16 protein-coding genes are annotated in these 19,099 nt (G+C 72.2%); 10 read left to right on the forward strand and 6 right to left on the reverse strand.

The genetic code is table 11. The features are described from left to right. The first annotated feature begins 7 nt into the window (after positions 1-7). The 3 genes from ACZ7MX_RS27760 (at position 8) to ybaK (ending at position 3,377) form a co-directional block, all read left to right on the forward strand. Positions 8-1,609: an oxidoreductase gene (locus ACZ7MX_RS27760; protein ID WP_472135951.1), complete on the forward strand. Its 1,602-nt coding sequence runs from the start codon at positions 8-10 to the stop codon at positions 1,607-1,609. A 466-nt stretch (positions 1,610-2,075) separates the two neighbouring features. Further along, the gene (locus tag ACZ7MX_RS27765; RefSeq protein WP_472135952.1) at positions 2,076-2,816 is read left to right on the forward strand and encodes an LON peptidase substrate-binding domain-containing protein; all 741 of its coding nucleotides are present in this window, start codon (positions 2,076-2,078) and stop codon (positions 2,814-2,816) included. Positions 2,817-2,882: 66 nt separating this feature from the next. Further along, positions 2,883-3,377, forward strand: coding sequence for a Cys-tRNA(Pro) deacylase (gene ybaK / locus ACZ7MX_RS27770; RefSeq protein WP_201802008.1), 495 nt, complete (start codon positions 2,883-2,885; stop codon positions 3,375-3,377). Positions 3,378-3,418: 41 nt separating this feature from the next. On the opposite strand, the gene ACZ7MX_RS27775 is transcribed toward ybaK, so the two are convergent. The 4 genes from ACZ7MX_RS27775 to ACZ7MX_RS27790 form a co-directional block, all read right to left on the reverse strand. Then, the gene (locus ACZ7MX_RS27775; RefSeq protein WP_472135953.1) at positions 3,419-4,096 is read right to left on the reverse strand and encodes an ABC transporter permease; all 678 of its coding nucleotides are present in this window, start codon (positions 4,094-4,096) and stop codon (positions 3,419-3,421) included. 68 nt (positions 4,097-4,164) lie between these two features. After that, positions 4,165-4,965 carry an ABC transporter permease gene (locus ACZ7MX_RS27780; protein WP_472136010.1) on the reverse strand — a complete coding sequence of 267 codons (801 nt, stop codon included), beginning with the start codon at positions 4,963-4,965 and terminating at the stop codon, positions 4,165-4,167. Positions 4,966-5,083: 118 nt separating this feature from the next. Beyond that, the gene (locus tag ACZ7MX_RS27785; protein WP_472135954.1) at positions 5,084-6,094 is read right to left on the reverse strand and encodes an ABC transporter ATP-binding protein; all 1,011 of its coding nucleotides are present in this window, start codon (positions 6,092-6,094) and stop codon (positions 5,084-5,086) included. A 75-nt stretch (positions 6,095-6,169) separates the two neighbouring features. Continuing rightward, a complete protein-coding gene (locus ACZ7MX_RS27790) occupies positions 6,170-7,462 on the reverse strand; it encodes an NYN domain-containing protein (RefSeq protein WP_472135955.1) in 1,293 nt (430 codons plus the stop codon). Positions 7,463-7,737: 275 nt separating this feature from the next. Here ACZ7MX_RS27790 and ACZ7MX_RS27795 point away from each other — a divergent pair, with 275 nt between their 5' ends. Then, on the forward strand, positions 7,738-7,905 hold the full coding sequence (locus tag ACZ7MX_RS27795) for a hypothetical protein (protein WP_199812527.1): 168 nt from the start codon (positions 7,738-7,740) through the stop codon (positions 7,903-7,905). A 69-nt stretch (positions 7,906-7,974) separates the two neighbouring features. On the opposite strand, the gene dnaE is transcribed toward ACZ7MX_RS27795, so the two are convergent. After that, positions 7,975-11,517, reverse strand: a complete 3,543-nt coding sequence (gene dnaE, locus ACZ7MX_RS27800) for a DNA polymerase III subunit alpha (RefSeq protein ID WP_472135956.1) — start codon at positions 11,515-11,517, stop codon at positions 7,975-7,977. A gap of 220 nt (positions 11,518-11,737) precedes the next feature. Between dnaE and ACZ7MX_RS27805 the strand changes: the two genes are divergently transcribed. The 6 genes from ACZ7MX_RS27805 (at position 11,738) to ACZ7MX_RS27830 (ending at position 18,365) form a co-directional block, all read left to right on the forward strand. Beyond that, positions 11,738-13,102, forward strand: coding sequence for a DUF2252 domain-containing protein (locus ACZ7MX_RS27805; protein WP_472135957.1), 1,365 nt, complete (start codon positions 11,738-11,740; stop codon positions 13,100-13,102). Positions 13,103-13,200: 98 nt separating this feature from the next. Then, complete coding sequence (locus tag ACZ7MX_RS27810; protein WP_472136011.1) at positions 13,201-13,860, forward strand: hypothetical protein; 660 nt, start codon at positions 13,201-13,203, stop codon at positions 13,858-13,860. A 118-nt stretch (positions 13,861-13,978) separates the two neighbouring features. Continuing rightward, positions 13,979-14,845: a thioredoxin domain-containing protein gene (locus ACZ7MX_RS27815; RefSeq protein WP_472135958.1), complete on the forward strand. Its 867-nt coding sequence runs from the start codon at positions 13,979-13,981 to the stop codon at positions 14,843-14,845. Positions 14,846-14,947: 102 nt separating this feature from the next. Continuing rightward, on the forward strand, positions 14,948-15,661 hold the full coding sequence (locus tag ACZ7MX_RS27820; RefSeq protein WP_472135959.1) for a hypothetical protein: 714 nt from the start codon (positions 14,948-14,950) through the stop codon (positions 15,659-15,661). 42 nt (positions 15,662-15,703) lie between these two features. Then, positions 15,704-16,630, forward strand: a complete 927-nt coding sequence (locus ACZ7MX_RS27825) for a thioredoxin domain-containing protein (protein ID WP_472135960.1) — start codon at positions 15,704-15,706, stop codon at positions 16,628-16,630. A 91-nt stretch (positions 16,631-16,721) separates the two neighbouring features. Further along, positions 16,722-18,365 carry an alkaline phosphatase D family protein gene (locus ACZ7MX_RS27830; protein WP_472135961.1) on the forward strand — a complete coding sequence of 548 codons (1,644 nt, stop codon included), beginning with the start codon at positions 16,722-16,724 and terminating at the stop codon, positions 18,363-18,365. 45 nt (positions 18,366-18,410) lie between these two features. Here ACZ7MX_RS27830 and ACZ7MX_RS27835 read toward each other — a convergent pair whose 3' ends face one another. After that, complete coding sequence (locus tag ACZ7MX_RS27835) at positions 18,411-19,016, reverse strand: dienelactone hydrolase family protein (RefSeq protein WP_472135962.1); 606 nt, start codon at positions 19,014-19,016, stop codon at positions 18,411-18,413. Between the last annotated feature and the right edge of the window lie 83 nt (positions 19,017-19,099).

Consider the following 19,099-nt stretch of genomic DNA (forward strand, 5'->3'; position numbering starts at 1 on the left):
GGACACAGTGACGGAGACCAGGGACGGCGACGCGCCCGCCGACCTGCGGCTGACCTCGGCGGAATGGAGCATGTGGCAGGCGTTCCGCAACGGCAGCACCTGCGACCTGCACATCGGGGACCCGATCCGGGACGATCCGCACGGCCAGCACCTGTGGGGCCCGGAACGCCGGGTGCGGGCCCGCGTGGTGGCGCTGCTGCTGCTCGACGGACCGCCGGCCCAGCCGGGACGGGTCTCGGCGCTGAAGCTCACCGGCGCGTACATCACGGACACCCTCGACGTGGCGGGCGGCACGATCAAGCCATTCGTGGAGCTGCGGGACTGCCGCTTCGAGGCCGAGGTGGTGCTTCCGGAGAGCCGGTTCAGCACGCTGCGGATGGTGAACTGCGCGATCCCCCGGCTGGAGGCCGCCCGGCTGCACACCGAGGGCGATCTGCACCTGCCGCGGTGCGTCGTGCAGTCCGGCATCCGGCTCAGCGACGCCCACATCGGCACCGACCTCATGCTCAACCAGACCGTCGTCCACAAGGACCGCCAGGGCCGCTCCATCATGGCGGACGGCCTGACCGTCGCCCAGGACCTGCAGGCCGAGATGCTGGAGTCCTACGGCGAACTGTCGCTGCGCGGCGCCACGGTCGGGGTCTCGCTGAGCCTGCGCGGCAGCCATCTGAGCAACCCCTTCGGCCGCCGGGCGCTGAACGCCCCGCAGCTGACCGTCGAGCGCACCCTCTACCTGACCGCCGCGGGCCTGGCGAACTCCCCGTTCTCCAGCGGCGCCACTCCCCCGTACGGCATCACCAACACCCCGCCCCGCGGCACCCGTATGCAGCGCTTCGAGTGCGAGGGCGGGATGCGGCTGGACGACGGCCGGTTCGGCGACGCGGTCGACTTCGAGCACGCCCGGTTCGTCATGGAGTCCGACCAGGAGCTGTCGCTGCGCCGGATCCAGACGCCGGAGCTGCGGTTCCTCGGCGAGCGGCCGCAGCGCGGCCGGGTCATCCTCTCCGGCGCCCGGGTCGTCAACCTCGTCGACAAATCCGCGAGCTGGCCGGGCCTCGGCGGCCTGTGGATGGCCGGCTTCGCGTACGAGACGCTGATACCGCGCGGCCACTTCCCGCTGGCGCTGCGCCTCCAGTGGGTCGCCGCGGCCACCCCCGAATACGCGCCCGAGCCCTACGAGATGCTCGCCGCCTCCTTACGCGCCAGCGGCGAGGACTCCGATGCCCGCGAGGTCCTGCTGGCCAAGCAGCGCCGCCGCCGCGAGACGCTGCCGCTGGCCGCGAAGGCGTGGGGCTTCCTCCAGGACTGGACCGTCGCCTACGGCTACCGCCCCGGCCGCGCCGCGGTCTGGATGGCCATCCTCTGGGCCATCGGCACGGCCTACTTCTCGATGACCCCGCCCCCACCCCTCAAGGCCGGCGAGGCACCCCCCTGGAACCCGTACCTCTACTCCCTCGACCTCCTCCTCCCCGTCATAGACCTGAACCAGGGAGCCGCCTGGAAACCCGGCGGAACCGCGCAGTGGGTCGCGGCGATCCTCATCATGGCGGGCTGGGTCCTGGCGACAACGGTGGCAGCGGGTGCCTCCCGCCTGTTGCGGCGGCAGTGAGCCCCACGTACTTGGCCGTCCCGCCGCGGGGCTCGCTCGCCGTTGCGCTTTGCGGCGCCCCCGCACGTACCCGTCTGCGGCGCCGCGGGTCTTGTTCGCCGTTGCGCCTGCGGCGGGCTGGTGGTGGTCGGGTGCGGTCCCGGCCCTCCAGACTTCGTCCTCCGGTCCAGCCCCTCCCGTTGTGGGGGAGGGAACGGCCGGTGGGGGTGCCCGTTTCCCCGTAGGCGTCCGCAGTGAACGGAACCACGCCCGGCCCCACGAAAACTCCCACTCACGGGAGGGGACAGACCGGAGGACGAAGTCTGGAGGGCTGTCACCGCACCCGACACACAAACGCCCGCCGCCAGGCGCAACGGCGAGACGCCCCGCGGCGGGAAAGCCAGCTACGTGGAGGGCGCCGCACAGCGCAACGGCGAGCAACCACCACGGCGGGAGAGCCGAAAACGTGGGCGGCTAGGCTACCGCCGTGACCTCGCTACCCCTCTTTCCGCTCAACTCGGTCCTGTTCCCGGGGCTCGTCCTGCCCCTGAACGTGTTCGAGGCGCGGTACCGGGCGATGATGCGCGATCTGTCCGCGCTGCCCGAGGACGAGCGCCGGTTCGCGGTGATCGCGATCCGGGACGGACGCGAGGTCGCGCCCACCGCGCAGGGCCTGCCGGACGCCACGCTGCCGGACGAGAAGGGGCCCGCCGCGGGCTTCGGGGACGAGCCGATGCGGGCGTTCCACGCCGTGGGGTGCGTGGCGGACGCCGCGACCATCCGCGAGAAGTCGTCCGCCGCCGACACCGGCTACGAGGTCCTGGCGACCGGCACCACCCGCTTCCGGCTGCTGTCCGTGGACGCCTCCGGGCCGTATCTGACCGGCGAGGTCGAGGAGCTTCCGGAGAGCCCGGGTGACGGTGCGGGCGTGCTCGCGTCGGGTGTCGTGCGGGCCTTCCGTACCTATCAGAAGCGGCTGGCGTGGGCGAACGAGCGGACGCTGTCGAGCGGGCAGGACCTGCCGGCCGACCCGTCGGTGCTGTCGTACCTCGTCGCGGCGGCGGCCGTGCTGGACGTGCCGGCCAAGCAGCAGCTGCTGGAGGCGCCGGACACCGCGGCCCGGCTCGGGCAGGAGCTGAAACTCCTTCGTCAGGAGTCGGCGCTGCTCGGTAAGCTCCCGTCGCTGCCGGCGGTGGAGCTGACCCGGCAGCCGACCAGCCCCAACTGACGGCCGGCCGCGGCGGTACGCGTCGGCGGGCGGACCCGCCGCGAGACACCAAGAGGCACGAAGACGTTGGCGAAGAAGTCCAGGAAATCCGTCGGCACCCCGGCGACGGTCGCGCTCACGGCGGCCGGGGTCGCCTTCACCACGCACTCCTACGCGCACGACCCGGCCACCGCCTCGTACGGCGAGGAGGCCGCCGAGGCGCTCGGCGTCGCGCCCGAGCAGGTCTTCAAGACGCTGCTGGCGGACGTCGACGGGACGCTCACGGTCGCCGTGGTGCCGGTGTCGGGGTCGCTGGACCTCAAGGCGCTGGCGGCCGCGGTGGGCGGCAAGCGGGCCGCGATGGCCGATCCGGCGGTGGCCGAGCGCACCACCGGGTACGTCGTGGGCGGGATCTCGCCGCTGGGCCAGCGCAAGCGGCTGCCCACGGTGGTGGACGCCTCGGCCGAGGGCCGGCCGACGGTCTGTGTGTCGGCGGGGCGGCGCGGGCTGGAGGTCGAGCTGTCGCCGCAGGATCTGGTGGCGCTCACGGGGGCGCGGCTGGCGCCGATCGCCCGGAGCTGAGGGAGGCGTGGGAGGGGCGGCCGGGTGCCGCCCTTTTCACGTCAGGCGTCGGCGGGCGGGTGGTGGCCGTGGTGGTCAGCGTCGCCGGGCGCGGGCGCCGTGGACCAGTCCGGGGCCGGCGGTTCCGGGTCGCGGGGGCCGAAGAATCCGGTCAGTACGAGCTGGGTCACCATCGCGGCGAGCGGCCAGGCCAGCAGGGCGCCCTTGGCCTGGAGTCGGAGCGGGCCGTAGAAGGTGACGCCGGGACCGACCTGCTTGGCGTGCGCGACGACGTCGGGGGTGGGGCCGAGCCACATGCCGGTGACCCAGCCGACGGCCGCGCCGAGGAGTCCGCCCACGGTGAGCGCCACGACCAGGGGGATGCCGCCGCGGCGGCGGACGAGGAAGGTCACGGCGGCGCTGACCACGCCGAAGCCGAGGGACAGCAGTAGGAAGGTGCCGTCCGTGCCGATCGCCTCCTCGCCCTCGGTGTCCTTGAGGTAGACGTTGCGGGTGTCCGCGATCAGCGGGATGTGCGGGGCGAGCCAGTTCCACAGGACGCCGAGCAGTACGCCGCCGACCGTGACCACGAGGGTGATCAGCGCGGCCTCGCGCAGCTCGCGGCCGAGCGGGGGGTCGTCGGTACCGGCGGCGGCACCCGGGCCGGCGGCGGGCGCGGCGTCGGGGTGCTGCGGCTCTTCGGGCGGCTGGTTGTCGGAGGGCGTCAGCGGTGCGGTCACCCCGTCATCGTGCCAGGTGGGGCTGGTGGGACGGGAAGCAGGACGCCCGTCGGGCGCCGGGGCGCCGGTCACCGGGTCGCCGCACGGCGGTAGGCCCAGGTGGCGACGGCCAGCGAGAGCACGCCGACGGCAGCGCAGACACCGAGGTCGGCACCGACCGCCGACCAGTCGGGATGCGAACCGAAGCTCCGGGCCAGCGCCTCCACGCCGTAGGTGGAGGGCAGCAGATCGCGCGCCCAGCCGACCAGCTCGGGCATCCGGGCGGCCGGCAGCACGCCCAGCAGCAGTGCCGCCGACATGCCCAACTGGCCGCAAAGTGTGGCGAGTTCGGGTCGCGGGGCGAGCAGGCCGAGGGCCGCGCCGAGGCCGGCCAGCGCGGCGCCGGCGAGCGGCAGCACGGCGGCCAGCACCCAGAGGTGGGCCATCGGCAGCTGGAAGAGCAGACAGCCGGTGACGGCGGTGACGAGGGTGCCGGGCACGGTGAAGGACGCGTAGGCGGCGGCCGCGCCGAGCACCACGGCGGCCGGCGGCACCGGCAGCGTCGCGTAGTGGTCGAGTCCGCCGCCGGCCCGCAGCTGGCCGAAGTACTGGGCGAGGAGGTTCAGCGCCACGAAGGCGACGACCAGCACGCTGGAGCCGGCGACCACGTCCCGGGCCGGGCCGCCGCCGTCGACGACCCCGCGCAGCAGGACCATGATCCCGATGGACTGGAAGGTGGCGACGAACAGCAGCGGTATCCGGGCGACCCGGGCGCGGGAGAGCTGGGCGCGGTAGACGGCGCCGAGCGCGGGCCCGAAGCGGGCGCGCGGCGCCAGCGGGGCGGCCTCGGCGGACGGGTCCGCGGCGTCCGGGGACGTCGTCCCGGCCACCGCCTGCGCGGGAACCACACTCACCGTGTTCTCCAGCCTTCCTCGTGGTGTCCCCCTTGCGTCGTCGGTCCCCCGGCCCCTCCCCGGTGGGCAGTACGTCCGCCGGGCCCTGCGGCGTTCATGCCTTCACCAGTCCTTCGGCGCGTCCGCCGAGCGCCAGGTAGACGTCCTCCAGGCTCGGCGTGGCGAGCGTGAAGTCGTCCAGGGCGGCGAACGCGGGGCCGGCGGTGACCGCGGCGACCGCGGAGCGGGCCTGGTCGGCGGGGAGGCGGAGGGTCCAGCGGCGGCCGGAGGTGCGCGCGGTGGCTTCGAGCGCGGCGACCTCGGGCACGTCCAGCGGCGGGCGGTCGCGCCAGACCAGCTCCAGCCGGACCTCGTCGCTGACCATGTCCTTCAGTCCGCCGGGCGTGTCGCAGGCGATGACCCGGCCGCGGTCGATCACCGCGACCCGGTCCAGCACGCTCTCGGCCTCCAGCACGTTGTGGGTGACCAGCACGACCGTGGCGCCGCGCTCGGCCCGGCGGCGGTCCACCGCGGCCCATACGGCGCGGCGGGCGACCGGGTCCATGCCGGTGGTCGGCTCGTCCAGGACCAGCAGCGGACGCTCGCCGGTCAGTGCGGTGGCGAAGCAGGCCAGCCGGCGCTGGCCGCCGGAGAGCTTCTTCAGGGGGCGGGCCGCGAGGTCGGCCAGGCCCAGCTCGGCGAGGACCGCGTCCCGCTCGGCGCGCGCCTCGCGGGCGCCGAGGCCGCGCAGCCGGCCGGTGGTCTCCACGGCCAGCGCGACGGTCAGCTCGTCGAGGGCGGTGGATTCCTGGCCCAGGTAGCCGAGCAGCCGGGCGGCGCGTTCGGGGTGGCGCACCAGGTCGTGGCCGAGGACGTGGATGCTGCCGGCGTCCGGGCGGAGCAGGCCGGTCAGCTGGCGGACCAGGGTGGACTTGCCGGCGCCGTTGGGTCCGAGCAGCCCGAAGATCTCCCCGCGGCGTACGTCCAGGCTGATGCCGTCGTTGGCCCGTACGGCGGGGGCTGCTGCCGCCCCGCGGCGCCCGCGCGGTGCGGGGTAGGTCTTGACCAGCTCCCGCACGGCGATCACCGGCCCGCCGTGCTCCGGCCCTTCTGCGCCCGTCCTCACGAGCTATGAGGGTACGCGTCCCGGGCCCGCCGCCGGTCCGCGGGGCACCGTGGCGGGGGGGCCGGGTGGCGGGGGTCAGTCCCCGACGGGGGCGTGTTCCGCGGCGGTGCGGAGGTCGACCTCGCGCCAGAAGCCGGCCCGGATCGCATAGCGGTCGTGCTCGTCGATCTGGTCGTCCTTGTGGGCGAGCAGGCCGAACCGGGCGGCGTAGCGCAGCAGTTCCCCGTCGATCCGGTGCGGGATGCGCGGGTACTCGGTCGACAGCTCCTGGAGGTGGACGGCATCGGAGAGCCGCTCGGTCCAGCGGCGGGCGAAGACCTGGCCGACCTCGAAGGGGTCGCCGCTGACCGCGGTGATGTCCTCCTCGCGGTCGGCCCAGCGCTGTTCGGCGCTGGTCAGCTGGGCGAGGGTGGGCAGGCCGGCGGTGGCGTCCGGTTCGCCGACCGGGCCGCCGCGCTCGACCCAGCCCTTGTCGGACGACCAGCGCAGGGTGGCGCCGGCCGCGGCGGCGGGCTGCGCGGCGCCCTGGCCGGCCGCCCGGTCGCGGCCGAGGCCGGCCAGGTCCTTGGGGGTGGGCACGGCCCGGCTGCCGTTGCCGCCGGATTCGCCGGCGGCGGGCTGGTCGCCGTCGGCGCCGGCGGCCGGGCGGCCCACGCCGTTGGCGGAGGTGCGCGGACGGATGCCGTCGGCCTGGTCCGGGCCGGAGGACGAGGCGGCGGCCGCCGCGGCGGCGGCGACCGCGGACTCGGGCAGTGGCGCGGAGAGGATCGCGGCGATCTCGGGGCGCGGGTCGGGCGGGGGTGGGCAGACGCCGCCGAGTTCCTTGGCGCGCACCGCGCGGGTGATCCAGGTGCGGTCGAGGACGCGGCGCTCGTCGGCCTCGGCCACCAGGTCCTCGGACTGGTTGTAGTCGCCGTCGGCGGCCTGGACGGCCCAGAGGTGGACGGCGACGCCGTGTTCCTTCGCGGACATCAGGCCGGGCAGCAGGTCGCCGTCGCCGGTGACCAGGACGATGTCGGAGCAGGCGCGGTTACGGGCGAGTTCGGTCAGCTCGGCGTGCATGGCGGCGTCCACGCCCTTCTGCGCCCAGCGGCCGTCGCTGCGGGTCAGGGCGCCCAGCCGGACGGTGACCCGGGGCATCACGCGCAGCCGGCGGTGCTCGGGCTGCGGGACGCGGTCGGGGGCGCCGTCGAACCAGTAGATGCGCAGCAGCGGGCGTTCGGTGTCCGCCTCGGCGCGCTGGCGCAGGCCCTGGATGAGAGCGGCGTGATCGACGGTGATCCGGGAACGGGCGGGCTCTCCGGCGAGCAGGCTCGCGGCGGCGCCGAGCAAGTATCCGGCGTCCACCAGGACGACGCAGCGATCCACGTTCCACCCTCTTCCCTGAGGTGCTGAAAGTCCGGTCGCCCCCCGGCTCGGCCCGTGGCACGAGTTTTCCTTCGACTTTCCTTCGAGTCTGCCCGACCGTACGGGCGTTATCTGCCGGAACTGGATCATCGGCGTGGCGGATTCGGCGGGGATCTCGGGTACAGCGCGTGATCGTCCGCATTACAGAGGGTAATTGCCCGAAATGCAGGGTTCTGTCCGGCGTGTAAGTCTGGTCGCGGCCCCGATCCCAGATTCCCCCTCAGGAGGCAACGGTCATGGCCAAGGACAAGAAGCAGGACCGCAGTCAGAAGGCTGCCAGCCAGGCGGAGCGCGGCCAGCAGGCGGCTCAGAAGTCGTCCATGGAGGCCCAGACGAAGTCGGTCACCGCCACCCCGGGGGATCTCGCCCGCAAGAACCGCGAGCGCCGGTTCGGCCACAACTGACATGTAGGACAGGCGAATTGAGGGGCGCGTCCACGGCGGGACGCGCCCCTCGGGTGCACCGGCGTCCGGTCAGCCGGCCAGGCAGGACGGGCCGAGCAGCACCTTGAGGTCGCCGAAGAGCGACGGGTCGGGGGTGACCCGGTGCCGGTCCAGCCGGAGCACCGTGGTCTTGCGGGCGCCCTGGAGCTTGATCCGCACCTCGGTGGAGCCGCGGTGGCTGCTGAGCACCTCACCGAGCTTCTCGACCATCGGCGGGGTGACCTTGACCGTCGGGATGGTGATCGTCACGGGGGCGTTGGTGCCGGCCTCGGAGAGGTCGGGGACCATCATCTCCATGGCGACCAGCCGCGGGATGTCCTCGCGCTTGTCGAGGCGGCCCTTGACGAACACCACGGTGTCCTCGACGAGTTGGGTGGACACCAGCTGGTAGGTGGCCGGGAAGAACATGCAGTCGATGGAGCCGGCGAGGTCCTCGACGGTGGCGATCGCCCAGGCGTTGCCCTGCTTGGTCATCTTGCGCTGGAGGCCGGAGATGATGCCGCCGATGGTGACGATCGAGCCGTCGGAGTAGTCACCGCCGGTGAGCTGCGAGATGGCGGCGTCGGCCTTGTCGGACAGCACGTGCTCCAGGCCGAAGAGCGGGTGGTCGGAGACGTACAGACCGAGCATCTCGCGCTCCTGGGCGAGCAGATAGGTCTTGTCCCACTCGTCCTCGGAGAACTCCACGTCCAGCCCGAAACCGGGGCCGTCGTCGGCGGAGTCGTCGCCCATGCCGCCGAAGAGGTCGAACTGGCCCTCGGCCTCCTTGCGCTTGACCTGGACGACGTTGTCGATCATCGACTCGTAGTGCGCCGTCAGGCCCTTGCGGGTGTGGCCCAGCTCGTCGAAGGCACCGGCCTTGATCAGCGATTCGGTGGTGCGCTTGTTGCAGACCACCGCGTCGACCTTGTCGAGGTAGTCCGGGAACGAGGCGTACTTCCCCTTGGCCTTGCGGCAGCGGATGATCGAATCGACGACGTTCTGGCCGACGTTGCGGACCGCGGTGAGGCCGAAGAGGATGACGTCGTCGCCCTGGGCCGCGAAGTTGGCCTCGGACTCGTTGACGTTCGGCGGCAGCACCTTGATGCCCATGCGGCGGCACTCGTTCAGATAGACCGCCGACTTGTCCTTGTCGTCGCGCACGGACGTCAGCAGCGCGGACATGTACTCGGCCGGGTAGTTCGCCTTGAGGTACGCGGTCCAGTACGTGACCAGGCCGTACGCGGAGGAGTGCGCCTTGTTGAAGGCGTAGCCGGCGAACGGGACCAGGACGTCCCACAGCGCCTGGATCGCCTGGTCGGAGAAGCCGTTCTTCCGCGCGCCCTCCTGGAAGAGGACGAAGTTCTTCGCCAGCTCCTCGGGCTTCTTCTTGCCCATGACGCGGCGCAGGATGTCGGCCTCGCCGAGGGAGTACCCGGCGATGATCTGGGCGGCCTTCTGCACCTGCTCCTGGTAGACGATCAGGCCGTAGGTGAGGCCGAGGACCTCCTTGAGCGGCTCCTCCAGCTCCGGGTGGATCGGGGTGATCTCCTGGAGGCCGTTCTTGCGCAGCGCGTAGTTGGTGTGCGAGTCCATGCCCATCGGGCCCGGGCGGTACAGGGCCGAGACGGCGGAAATGTCCTCGAAGTTGTCGGGCTTCATCAGCCGCAGCAGCGACCGCATCGGGCCGCCGTCGAACTGGAAGACGCCGAGGGTGTCACCGCGGCAGAGCATCTCGTACGTCTTGGGGTCGTCCAGCGGGACGGAGAGCAGCTCCAGGTCGACGCCCTTGTTCTTCTTCACCATCTTGACGGCGTCGTCCATGATGGTGAGGTTGCGCAGGCCCAGGAAGTCCATCTTCAGCAGGCCGAGCGACTCGCACTGGGGGTAGTCCCACTGCGTGATCGTCACGCCGTCGGTGTGCCGCACCCAGATCGGGGCGTGGTCGACGATCGGCTCGCTGGACATGATCACGCCGGCCGCGTGCACACCCATCTGCCGGACCAGGCCCTCGACGCCCTTGGCGGTGTCGATGACCTTCTTCACGTCCGGTTCGTTCTCGTACATCGCGCGGATCTCGCCGGCCTCGTTGTACCGGGGGTGCGAGGGGTTGGTGATGCCGTCGAGGTCGATGCCCTTGCCGAGGACGTCGGCGGGCATGGCCTTGGTGAGGCGGTCGCCCATGGCGTACGGGTAGCCGAGGACGCGGGCGGAGTCCTTGATCGCGTTCTTGGCCTTGATCTTGCCGTAGGTGCCGATCATGGCGACCTTGTCGGCGCCGTACTTCTCCGTGACGTACCGGATCACCTCGACGCGCCTGCGCTCGTCGAAGTCGATGTCGACATCGGGCATGGACACGCGCTCGGGGTTGAGGAACCGCTCGAAGATCAGCCCGTGCTCGATCGGGTCGAGGTCGGTGATGCCCAGGGCGTACGCGACGATCGAACCGGCCGCGGAACCACGGCCGGGACCGACCGCGATGCCGTTGTTCTTGGCCCACATGATGAAGTCGGCGACCACGAGGAAGTAGCCCGGGAACCCCATCTGGATGATGACGTCCATCTCGTACTCGGCCTGCTTCTGGCGGTCCTCCGGGATGCCGCCCGGGAAGCGGCGGGCCATGCCGCGCCGGACCTCCTCCTGGAACCAGGTGACCTCGGTGAAGCCCTCGGGGATGTCGAACTTCGGCATCAGGTCGCGCTTCTCGAACATCCCGGTGGTGTCGATCTGGTCGGCGACCAGCCGGGTGTTGTCACATCCCTGCTGCCAGGCGTCCGAGGAGTCGATGGCGTACATCTCCTCGGTGGACTTGAGGTAGTACCCCGTGCCGTCGAAGCGGAAGCGGTCCGGGTCGGAGAGGTTCTTGCCGGTCTGGATGCACAGCAGCGCGTCGTGCGCCGCGGACTCGTGGGCGTAGGTGTAGTGCGAGTCGTTGGTCACCAGGGGCGGGATGCCGAGTTCCTTGCCGATCTTCAGCAGGTCGTCGCGGACCCGGCGCTCGATCTCGATGCCGTGGTCCATCAGCTCCAGGAAGTACCGGTCCTTGCCGAAGATGTCCTGGTACTCGGCGGCGGCCTTGCGGGCCTCCTCGTACTGCCCCAGCCGCAGCCGGGTCTGCAGCTCGCCCGACGGGCAGCCGGTGGACGCGATCAGGCCCTCGGACCACTGCGCGATGGTCTCCTTGTCCATCCGCGGCCACTTCTGCAGCCAGCCCTCGGCGTAGGCGTCCGAGGACAGCCGGAAGAGGTTGTGCAGACCGGTCTTGTCCGCCGCCCAGATGGTCTTGTGGGTGTAACCACCGGAACCGGAGACGTCGTCGCGCTTCTGGTGCGGCTGGCCCCACTGGATCTTGCGCTTGTTGCGCCGCGACTCGGGGGCGACGTACGCCTCGATGCCGATGATCGGCGTGACCCCGGCCTTCTGCGCGGAGTGGAAGAAGTCGTAGGCGCCGTGGAGGTTGCCGTGGTCGGACATGGCGATGTGCGACATGCCCATCTCGTTGGCCGCCTTGAACATGTCCGACAACCGCGCCGCACCGTCCAGCAGGGAGTACTGGGTGTGCACGTGCAGGTGCGTGAACGGCGGCTTGGCCACGGCGCGGGACCTCCGGGAGACAAGTGGGCGACTGGTGGGCGGAACGGTCTCGAAGTCTACGACTCCCCACTGACACTCGCGGGGCACTCGTGGGTAGCCTCGGCCGTTGTCCCGGCAGATGTCCCGGCAGACCCTCCCCCGGCCATGCCCGGGGGTGTCCCCCACACGGTCAGTTCCGGCTCTCCGCCCTTGTTTTCCGCACCTCAGGAGGCACCCAGCGATGCCGTCCCAGTACGCCCCGGCGCAGGACGCCGCGCAGCGCGGCGAGGAGATCCTCGCCGTCTTCGACACCGCCTTCGGAGAGCTGCTCGCCGCCGACCCCGCGGCATTCCGGGTGAAATTCCGGAAGATGGCCGCCTCCGCGTTCGCCTTCTACCGGGGCACGGCCTGCCTGTTCTACCGCGACCTGGCGGACGGCGCGGATCACGGCCCCTACCTGGACGAGCGCACCGCCCGGGTGTGGATCCACGGCGATCTGCACGCCGAGAACTTCGGCACGTACATGGACGCCACCGGCCGGCTGATCTTCAACGTCAACGACTTCGACGAGGCGTACGTCGGCCCGTTCACCTGGGACCTCAAGCGGTTCGCCGCCTCGGTCGCGCTGATCGGCTACGCCAAGGCGCTCAGTGACGAGCAGATCACCCACCTGGTGCGGATATACGCCGGTGCCTACCGGGAGCGGATCCACGCGCTGGCCTCCGGCGCCAAGCGGGCCGACAAGGATGCGGTGCCGCCCTTCTCGCTGGACACCGCCGAGGGCCCGCTGCTGGACGCGCTGCGCGACGCCCGGTCGCTGACCCGCTTCGCGCTGCTGGACTCGATGACCGAGATCCGCGACTTCGAGCGGCGCTTCGCCGCGGGCGGCGGCAGCGTCGAGCTGGACGCGGCGACCCGCTACAAGGTGCTCGCCGCGTTCGACGGCTATCTGGAGACGCTGCCGGAGTCGAGCCTGGGCCGGCCGGACTCCTACCGGGTCAAGGACGTGGTGGGCCGGCGCGGGATCGGCATCGGCTCGGCCGGCCTGCCGTCGTACAACATCCTCCTGGAGGGCAACAGCGACGCCCTGGAGAACGACGTCGTGATCTACATGAAGCAGGCGCAGACCCCGGCGGTGTCCCGGCACATCACCGACCCCGCGGTCCGCGGCTATTTCGAGCACGAGGGCCACCGCACGGTCATCTCCCAGCGCGCCCTGCAGGACCACGCCGACCCGTGGCTGGGCTGGACGCAGATCGAGGAGGACGGGCGCCGCACCGGCCAGCTGGTCGCCGAGATCTCGCCGTACGCGGTCGACCTGGACTGGTCGGACATCGACGACCCGCAGGAGATCGCCGCGGTCGTCGCCGACCTGGGCCGCGCCACGGCCACCATGCACGCCGCGGCGGACGACGAGAGCGGCCACTCCCTGGTCCCGTTCTCGACCGAGCGGGCCATCGACGCGGCGATCGCCGCCGACGAGGACGGCTTCGCCCCGCTGCTGGTGGACTTCGCGCACTCCTACGGCGCCCGGGCCCGCGCCGACCACCAGATCTTCGTCGACCTCTTCCGCAACGGCCGGATCCCGGGCCTGAAGGAGGCATAGCCGGCTCAGGGGGGCGGGTCCCGATCATGGCTGGTCGGGGACCCCGTCCCCCTCGGCTTAGCCGCCACTTATCCCGGCACATGGCACACTCGGCAGCGATGGACATCTCGGCGGCACACCTGCGGGCACTGCGCGCGGCGCTCTTCACGGCGCTGTGCGTGACGCTGTCCGCGGGCTCCCACGTGCTGCTGTCCCGGATGCCGCTCCCGCTCACCACCGTCGCCGCGCTCTGCGCCGCCGTCTTCGCGCTCGCCTACGCGCTGGCCGGCCGGGAGCGCGGCTACTGGCGGATCGCGGCGCTGCTGCTCCCCCTGGAACTCGCCGCCGACCTGGTGTTCAGCCTCGGTCAGCACACCTGCTACGGCGCGGCCGGCGGCCCGGTGGCCGGCCCGCTGCGCTCGCTCGGGGTGGACCTGCTCTGCGGCGGCGGGAGCGTGGGCACCCCCTTCCTGCGGCTGACCGACGAGGCTCCCGTGCCCGCCTCGGCCTGGCTGCTGCTGCTCGCGGCGCACCTGGCCGTCGGGCTGCTGGCGGCCGGCTGGCTGCGCCGCGGTGAGGCGGCGCTGGCCCAGCTGCTCGGCGCGGTCTGCGCGGTCGCGTTCCGCCCGCTGCTGATCGCGGTCGCGGTCATCGGCACCACGGCCGCCCGGCCCCGCCCCGTCCCGGCCGCCGCACGGACCGGCCCGCGAGCCCGGTCCGTCCCCCTGCTCGTGCACTGCGTCGTGCGCCGCGGGCCGCCCTGCGTGCTCGCCGCCTGAAGGCCGGCTCCCCCGGCCCTGCGCGGCCCGGCCGCGCCGTACGCGTACGCTCACCCGCGCCGCGTACGCCTCCCGCAGCACGCACACCCGTCCCACGGACCCCACGGAGCAGGAAGTCATGAGCAACCGCAACAGCCAGGCCAACAAGCAGGCAGCCCGCGAGCGGCTGCGCGCCGAGCGCGAGCGGCAGGCGAAGAAGGACCGGATGCGCCGGCAGCTGATCGTCGGCGGCGCGATCGTCGGCGTGCTGGCGATAGCCGGCGGCATCGGGGTCGCGGTCGCCACCTCGGGGGGCGGCAGCTCCTCCGGCGGCGACGCCGCGGCCAGCGCGGGCGACAGCCAGGCGTGGGTCAAGGCCGCCAAGGCCAAGCTGGTCAAGCCCGCGAACACCACCGGCGCCAACGGCACGACCATCGTCGTCGGCAAGCCGGACGCCAAGAACACCCTCGGTCTCTTCGAGGACCCGCGCTGCCCGGGCTGCGCGGCCTTCGAGCAGAACGTCGGCGCGACCGTCGAGAAGGACATCAAGGACGGCCGGTACAAGGCGGAGTACCACCTCGGCACGTTCCTCGACGCCAACCTCAAGGGCACCGGCTCCAAGAACGCGCTGTCCGCGCTGGGCGCCGCGCTCAACGTCAGCCCGGACGCCTTCCTGAAGTACAAGTACGCGCTGTACTCGAAGGAGTTCCACCCGGAGGAGACCGGGCCGGACAAGTTCGCCGACGACAGCTACCTGATCAAGGTCGCCGACACCATCCCGGCGCTGAAGGGCAACGCGGCGTTCCAGAAGGCCGTCAAGGCCGGGACGTACGACCGGTGGGCGCTGGAGATGTCCACCGAGTTCAACTCCCACAAGGACGTCACCAGCACCCCGACCCTGAAGGTCAACGACACCGTCATCGGCACGGACAGCCCGCAGGGGAAGGTGGCGCCGTCCACCGTCGCGGCCTTCAACTCGATGGTCGACAAGGAGCTCAAGCACTGACCTGACGGTCCGTGATGTTTCCCGGCCGGCGCGCGGTCCGCGCGCCGGCCGATGCCAAATCTTGACCCGGCCGGATGCCGTGCACATGGCAGACTCCCGACCGTGCAGGCGACGGGAGTGCGCCCGGGCGCCCGGCCCGCGGGCGCACCGGCGGTTCAGCTCAGGGTGGTGCGGGCGGCGCTGTTCACCGCCCTGTGCACCACCCTGTCCGCGGCCTCCCATGTGCTGCTCTCGCACGCCCCGTTGCCGCCCGCCGTGGTCGCCGCGATCTGCGCCGGGGTCTTCGCCGCGGCCTATCCGCTGACCGGCCGGGAGCGCGGCTACCGGGCCGTGGCCGGGCTGCTGGTACCGCTGGAGCTGGCCGCCGACACCGTCTTCACCGCCGGGCAGCACACCTGTTACGGCCCGGCCGGCGGGCCGCTCGCCGGTCCGCTCCGCTCGGTGGGCGTCGATCTGCTGTGCCGGGGCGGCGAGTTGGGCACCCCGCTGGCGCGGCTGGTGGCCCATCCGGGCGGTCCGCTGCCGCCGGCCGTACCGGCCGCCGCGCCCTGGCTGCTGCTGGCCGCCCACCTCACGGTCGGCCTGCTCGCCGCCGGCTGGCTGCACCGCGGGGACGCCGCCCTGGACGCGCTGCTGCGCGCCGCGGCGGCCGCCACCTTCCGCCCGCTGCTGACCGCGGCCGCGGTGGCCGCGGCGGCACTGCTCCCGCCCCGCCGCCGGGTCCGTCCGCTGCACCCGCTGCCGCCGGCCCGTCCGCTTCCCCTCCTCGTGCACTGCGTCGGGCGCCGCGGCCCGCCCCGCCCGGCCGCCGTCTGACCTTCCCACGCACCACCACACCACCTTCGAGGGGACCCCCACATGAGCAACCGCAACAGCCAGGGCAACAAGCAGGCGGCCCGCGAGCGCATCCGCGCCGAGCGCGAGCGGCAGAAGAAGAAGGAACGACTGCGCCGGCAGCTGATCGTGGCCGGCGCCGTGGTCGGCGTGCTCGCCGTGGCCGGAGGGATCGGCTTCGCCGTCGTCAAGGCCAACGAGCCGACCGGCTGGGAGGCCGCCAAGGAGGCCCGGCAGATCGCCCCGGCGCACACCCAGGGCAAGGACCACACCGAGATCCTGATAGGCGACCCGAAGGCCAAGGAGACCATGGAGGTCTTCGAGGACGTCCGCTGTCCGGCGTGCGCGGCCTTCGAGCAGAGCAGCGGCTCGGCGCTCCTGAAGGACCTCCACGACGGCCGCTACAAGGTCCGCTTCACGATGTACACCTTCATCGACGGGATGCAGGGCGGCGAGGGCTCCAAGAACGCGCTGAGCGCGCTGGGCGCGGCGCTCGACGTCAGCCCCGAGGCGTTCTTGAAGTACAAGTCCGCCCTGTACTCGGAGAAGTACCACCCGGACGAGCGCGAGGACCTCTACGCCAAGGACGCCGAGCTGCTCAAGGTCGCGGCCGACGTGCCGGAGCTGAAGGGCAACATGGCGTTCGAGACGGCGGTCAAGAAGGGCACCTACGACCGCTGGGCGATGGACATGACCGCGCTGTTCGGCCGCAAGGGCGTCAAGGGCACGCCGACGTTCATGCACGGCGGCAAGAAGCTGGTGATGCCCCAGATCCCGGAGGATCCGCGGATGACGAAGGCGCAGTACAACCAGCTGGCGAAGGCCGCCTTCGAGAAGATGATCGACAAGGAGTTCGGCCCGGCGAAGGGCGCGGGCGCCGGGGCCGATTCCGGCAAGAGCGGTGGAAAGGGTATCCGCGAGGGCGAAAAGGACCCCACGGGCGCCCACTGAGCAGACGTCCGGCAACGGGAGGGCGAATTCGCGGTAATTCCCCTGCACCGCCCTCCCGTTGACGGTCTACCGGCCAGTAGGGTGAGCGGCCGTGACCGATCATGACCAGATCTCGCGCCGCACCGCCGTCACGGCCGTCGCCGCCACCGCTGCTCTTCTGCCACTCGCCGGTGCCACCGCCGCCCACGCCCAACAGGGCCCGGGCCAGGGCTCGTTCTTCCAGCACGGGGTCGCTTCGGGGGACCCGCTGCCGGACGGCGTACTGCTGTGGACCCGCATCACCCCGGACCCGTCGGCCACGCCGGGCTCCGGCCGCGGCCCGGCCACCGAGGTGGCCTGGGAGGTGTCCGCCGACAAGAGCTTCGACACGGCCGTCGCCCGGGGGAAGGTGACCACCTCGGCGGCCCGCGACCACACCGTCAAGGCGGACGTCCGCGGCCTGCGGCCGGCCACCACCTACTACTACCGCTTCACCGCCGGCGGGCAGCACTCCCCCGTCGGCCGCACCCGCACCGCCCCCGCGCACGGCGCCGCGCCGGGCAACGTCCGCTTCGGCGTGGTCTCCTGCGCCAACTGGGAATCCGGGTACTTCTCGCCGTACCGGCACCTGGCGGCCCGCACCGAGCTGGACGCGGTGCTGCACCTCGGCGACTACCTCTACGAGTACAAGTCCGGCGAATACCCCGACTTCAAGTACGTCGTGCGCCCGCACTCCCCCGCCCACGAACTGCTCACCCTCGCCGACTACCGCATCCGGCACGGCGTCCACAAGACCGACCCGGACGCGCTGGCGATGCACGCCACCCACCCGGTCATCGCCATCTGGGACGACCACGAGTTCGCCGACAACGCCTGGAAGGGCGGCGCGGTCAACCACCAGCCGGACACCGAGGGTTCCTGGTCCGCCCGGATGGCCGCGGCGAAGCAGGCGTACTTCGAATGGATGCCGGTGCGGCCGTCCGTCGCCGGGACCACCTACCGCCGGCTGCGCTTCGGCAACCTCGCCGATCTGCACCTGCTGGACCTGCGGTCGTTCCGCGACCAGCAGGCGGCCCCGGGCAGCGGCGCGGTCGACGACCCGGGCCGGACGATCACCGGGCGGGCCCAGCTGGACTGGCTGAAGACCGGTCTCGAACGCTCCGACACCGCCTGGCGGCTGGTCGGCACCTCGGTGATGGTCTCCCAGGTCGCCTTCGGCTCCATACCGGCACGTCTGCTCGGCCCGCTCGCCGAGATCCTCGGGATACCCAAGGAGGGCCTGGCGATCAACACCGACCAGTGGGACGGCTACACCGACGACCGGCGCGAACTGCTCAGCCACCTCAGCGACCGCGGGATCGACAACACCGTCTTCCTGACCGGCGACATCCACATGGCCTGGGCCAACGACGTCCCGCTGCAGGCGGCGACCTACCCCGCCACCCGGCCGGTGGCGACGGAGTTCGTGGTCACCTCCGTCACCTCCGACAACGTCGACGACTTCCTGCACGTCGCCCCGCACACCGTCTCGCTGGCCGGGGTCGCCGCCATCCGGGCCGCCAACCGGCACGTGAAGTGGCTGGACATGGACTCGCACGGCTACGGGGTCCTGGACGTCAGCGCGGAGCGCACGCAGATGGACTACTACGGCATCTCCGACAAGACCGACCCGAACGCGACCAGCAGCCTGCTGCGCTCCTACCGCACCCGGAGCGGCACCCAGCAGATCGAGCGGGCGGACCGGCCGGCGGGCTAGGACCGGGGCGGCGGGCCGGGGGGTGCTCCTCCCCGGCCCGCGCCCTCAGATGTCCGCCAGGAAGCCCAGCGCCACCTTCCAGGCGCTCTCCGCCGCCTCCGCGTCGTAGTCCGGCAGGTCGGGGTCGGTGAAGAGGTGGCCGGCGCCGGCGTAGCGGAAGACCTCCACGTCCGCGCCGGCCCGGCGCATCTGCAGGTACCAGGCGGTCAGCCAGTCGTGCGGCTCGAACGGATCGGGGTCGGCGACGTGCAGCTGCACCGGCAGCTCGTCGACGGCCGCGCCCTCGGCGATGTCCGAGGTGCCGTGCATCAGCAGCAGCCCGCGGGCCTTCTCGTCACCCAGCGCGAGGTTCTGGGCGACCGCGCCGCCGAAGGAGAACCCGGCGTAGACCAGACCGCGCTCGGAGTACGGGGCGACGGCCGTGATGGCGCGCTTGAGCAGCTCCTCCTTGCCGATCTCGTCCTTGATCAGGATGCCGTCCGGCACGGAGTCGGCGGTCCGCCCGTCGAACAGGTCGGGGACGATCACCTCGTGTCCCGCGGCGCGCAGCCGGTCCGCGGCCGCGTGCACCGCGGGGCGCAGCCCACACACCGAGTGGAACAGCACAATCGTCAAAGCGCCGCTGGTCGCGGGCTCGCTGGAGGCCGGCACTGCATCACTTCCCTTGATCGGATCGCTCTCCTTCCATCCTGCCAGTTACGGTCGGCAGGACCGGGTACCCGCACAGACAGCGC

The organism is Streptomyces sp. NPDC107765 (assembly GCF_055657085.1).

Bases quoted from the DNA above. Each gene is read 5' to 3' on its own strand.
- ACZ7MX_RS27825 (WP_472135960.1), top strand. From the start codon at position 15,704: ATGAGCAACCGCAACAGCCAGGGCAACAAGCAGGCGGCCCGCGAGCGC.
- ACZ7MX_RS27815 (WP_472135958.1), top strand. From the start codon at position 13,979: ATGAGCAACCGCAACAGCCAGGCCAACAAGCAGGCAGCCCGCGAGCGG.
- ACZ7MX_RS27805 (WP_472135957.1), top strand. From the start codon at position 11,738: ATGCCGTCCCAGTACGCCCCGGCGCAGGACGCCGCGCAGCGCGGCGAG.
- ACZ7MX_RS27810 (WP_472136011.1), top strand. From the start codon at position 13,201: ATGGACATCTCGGCGGCACACCTGCGGGCACTGCGCGCGGCGCTCTTC.
- ACZ7MX_RS27795 (WP_199812527.1), top strand. From the start codon at position 7,738: ATGGCCAAGGACAAGAAGCAGGACCGCAGTCAGAAGGCTGCCAGCCAG.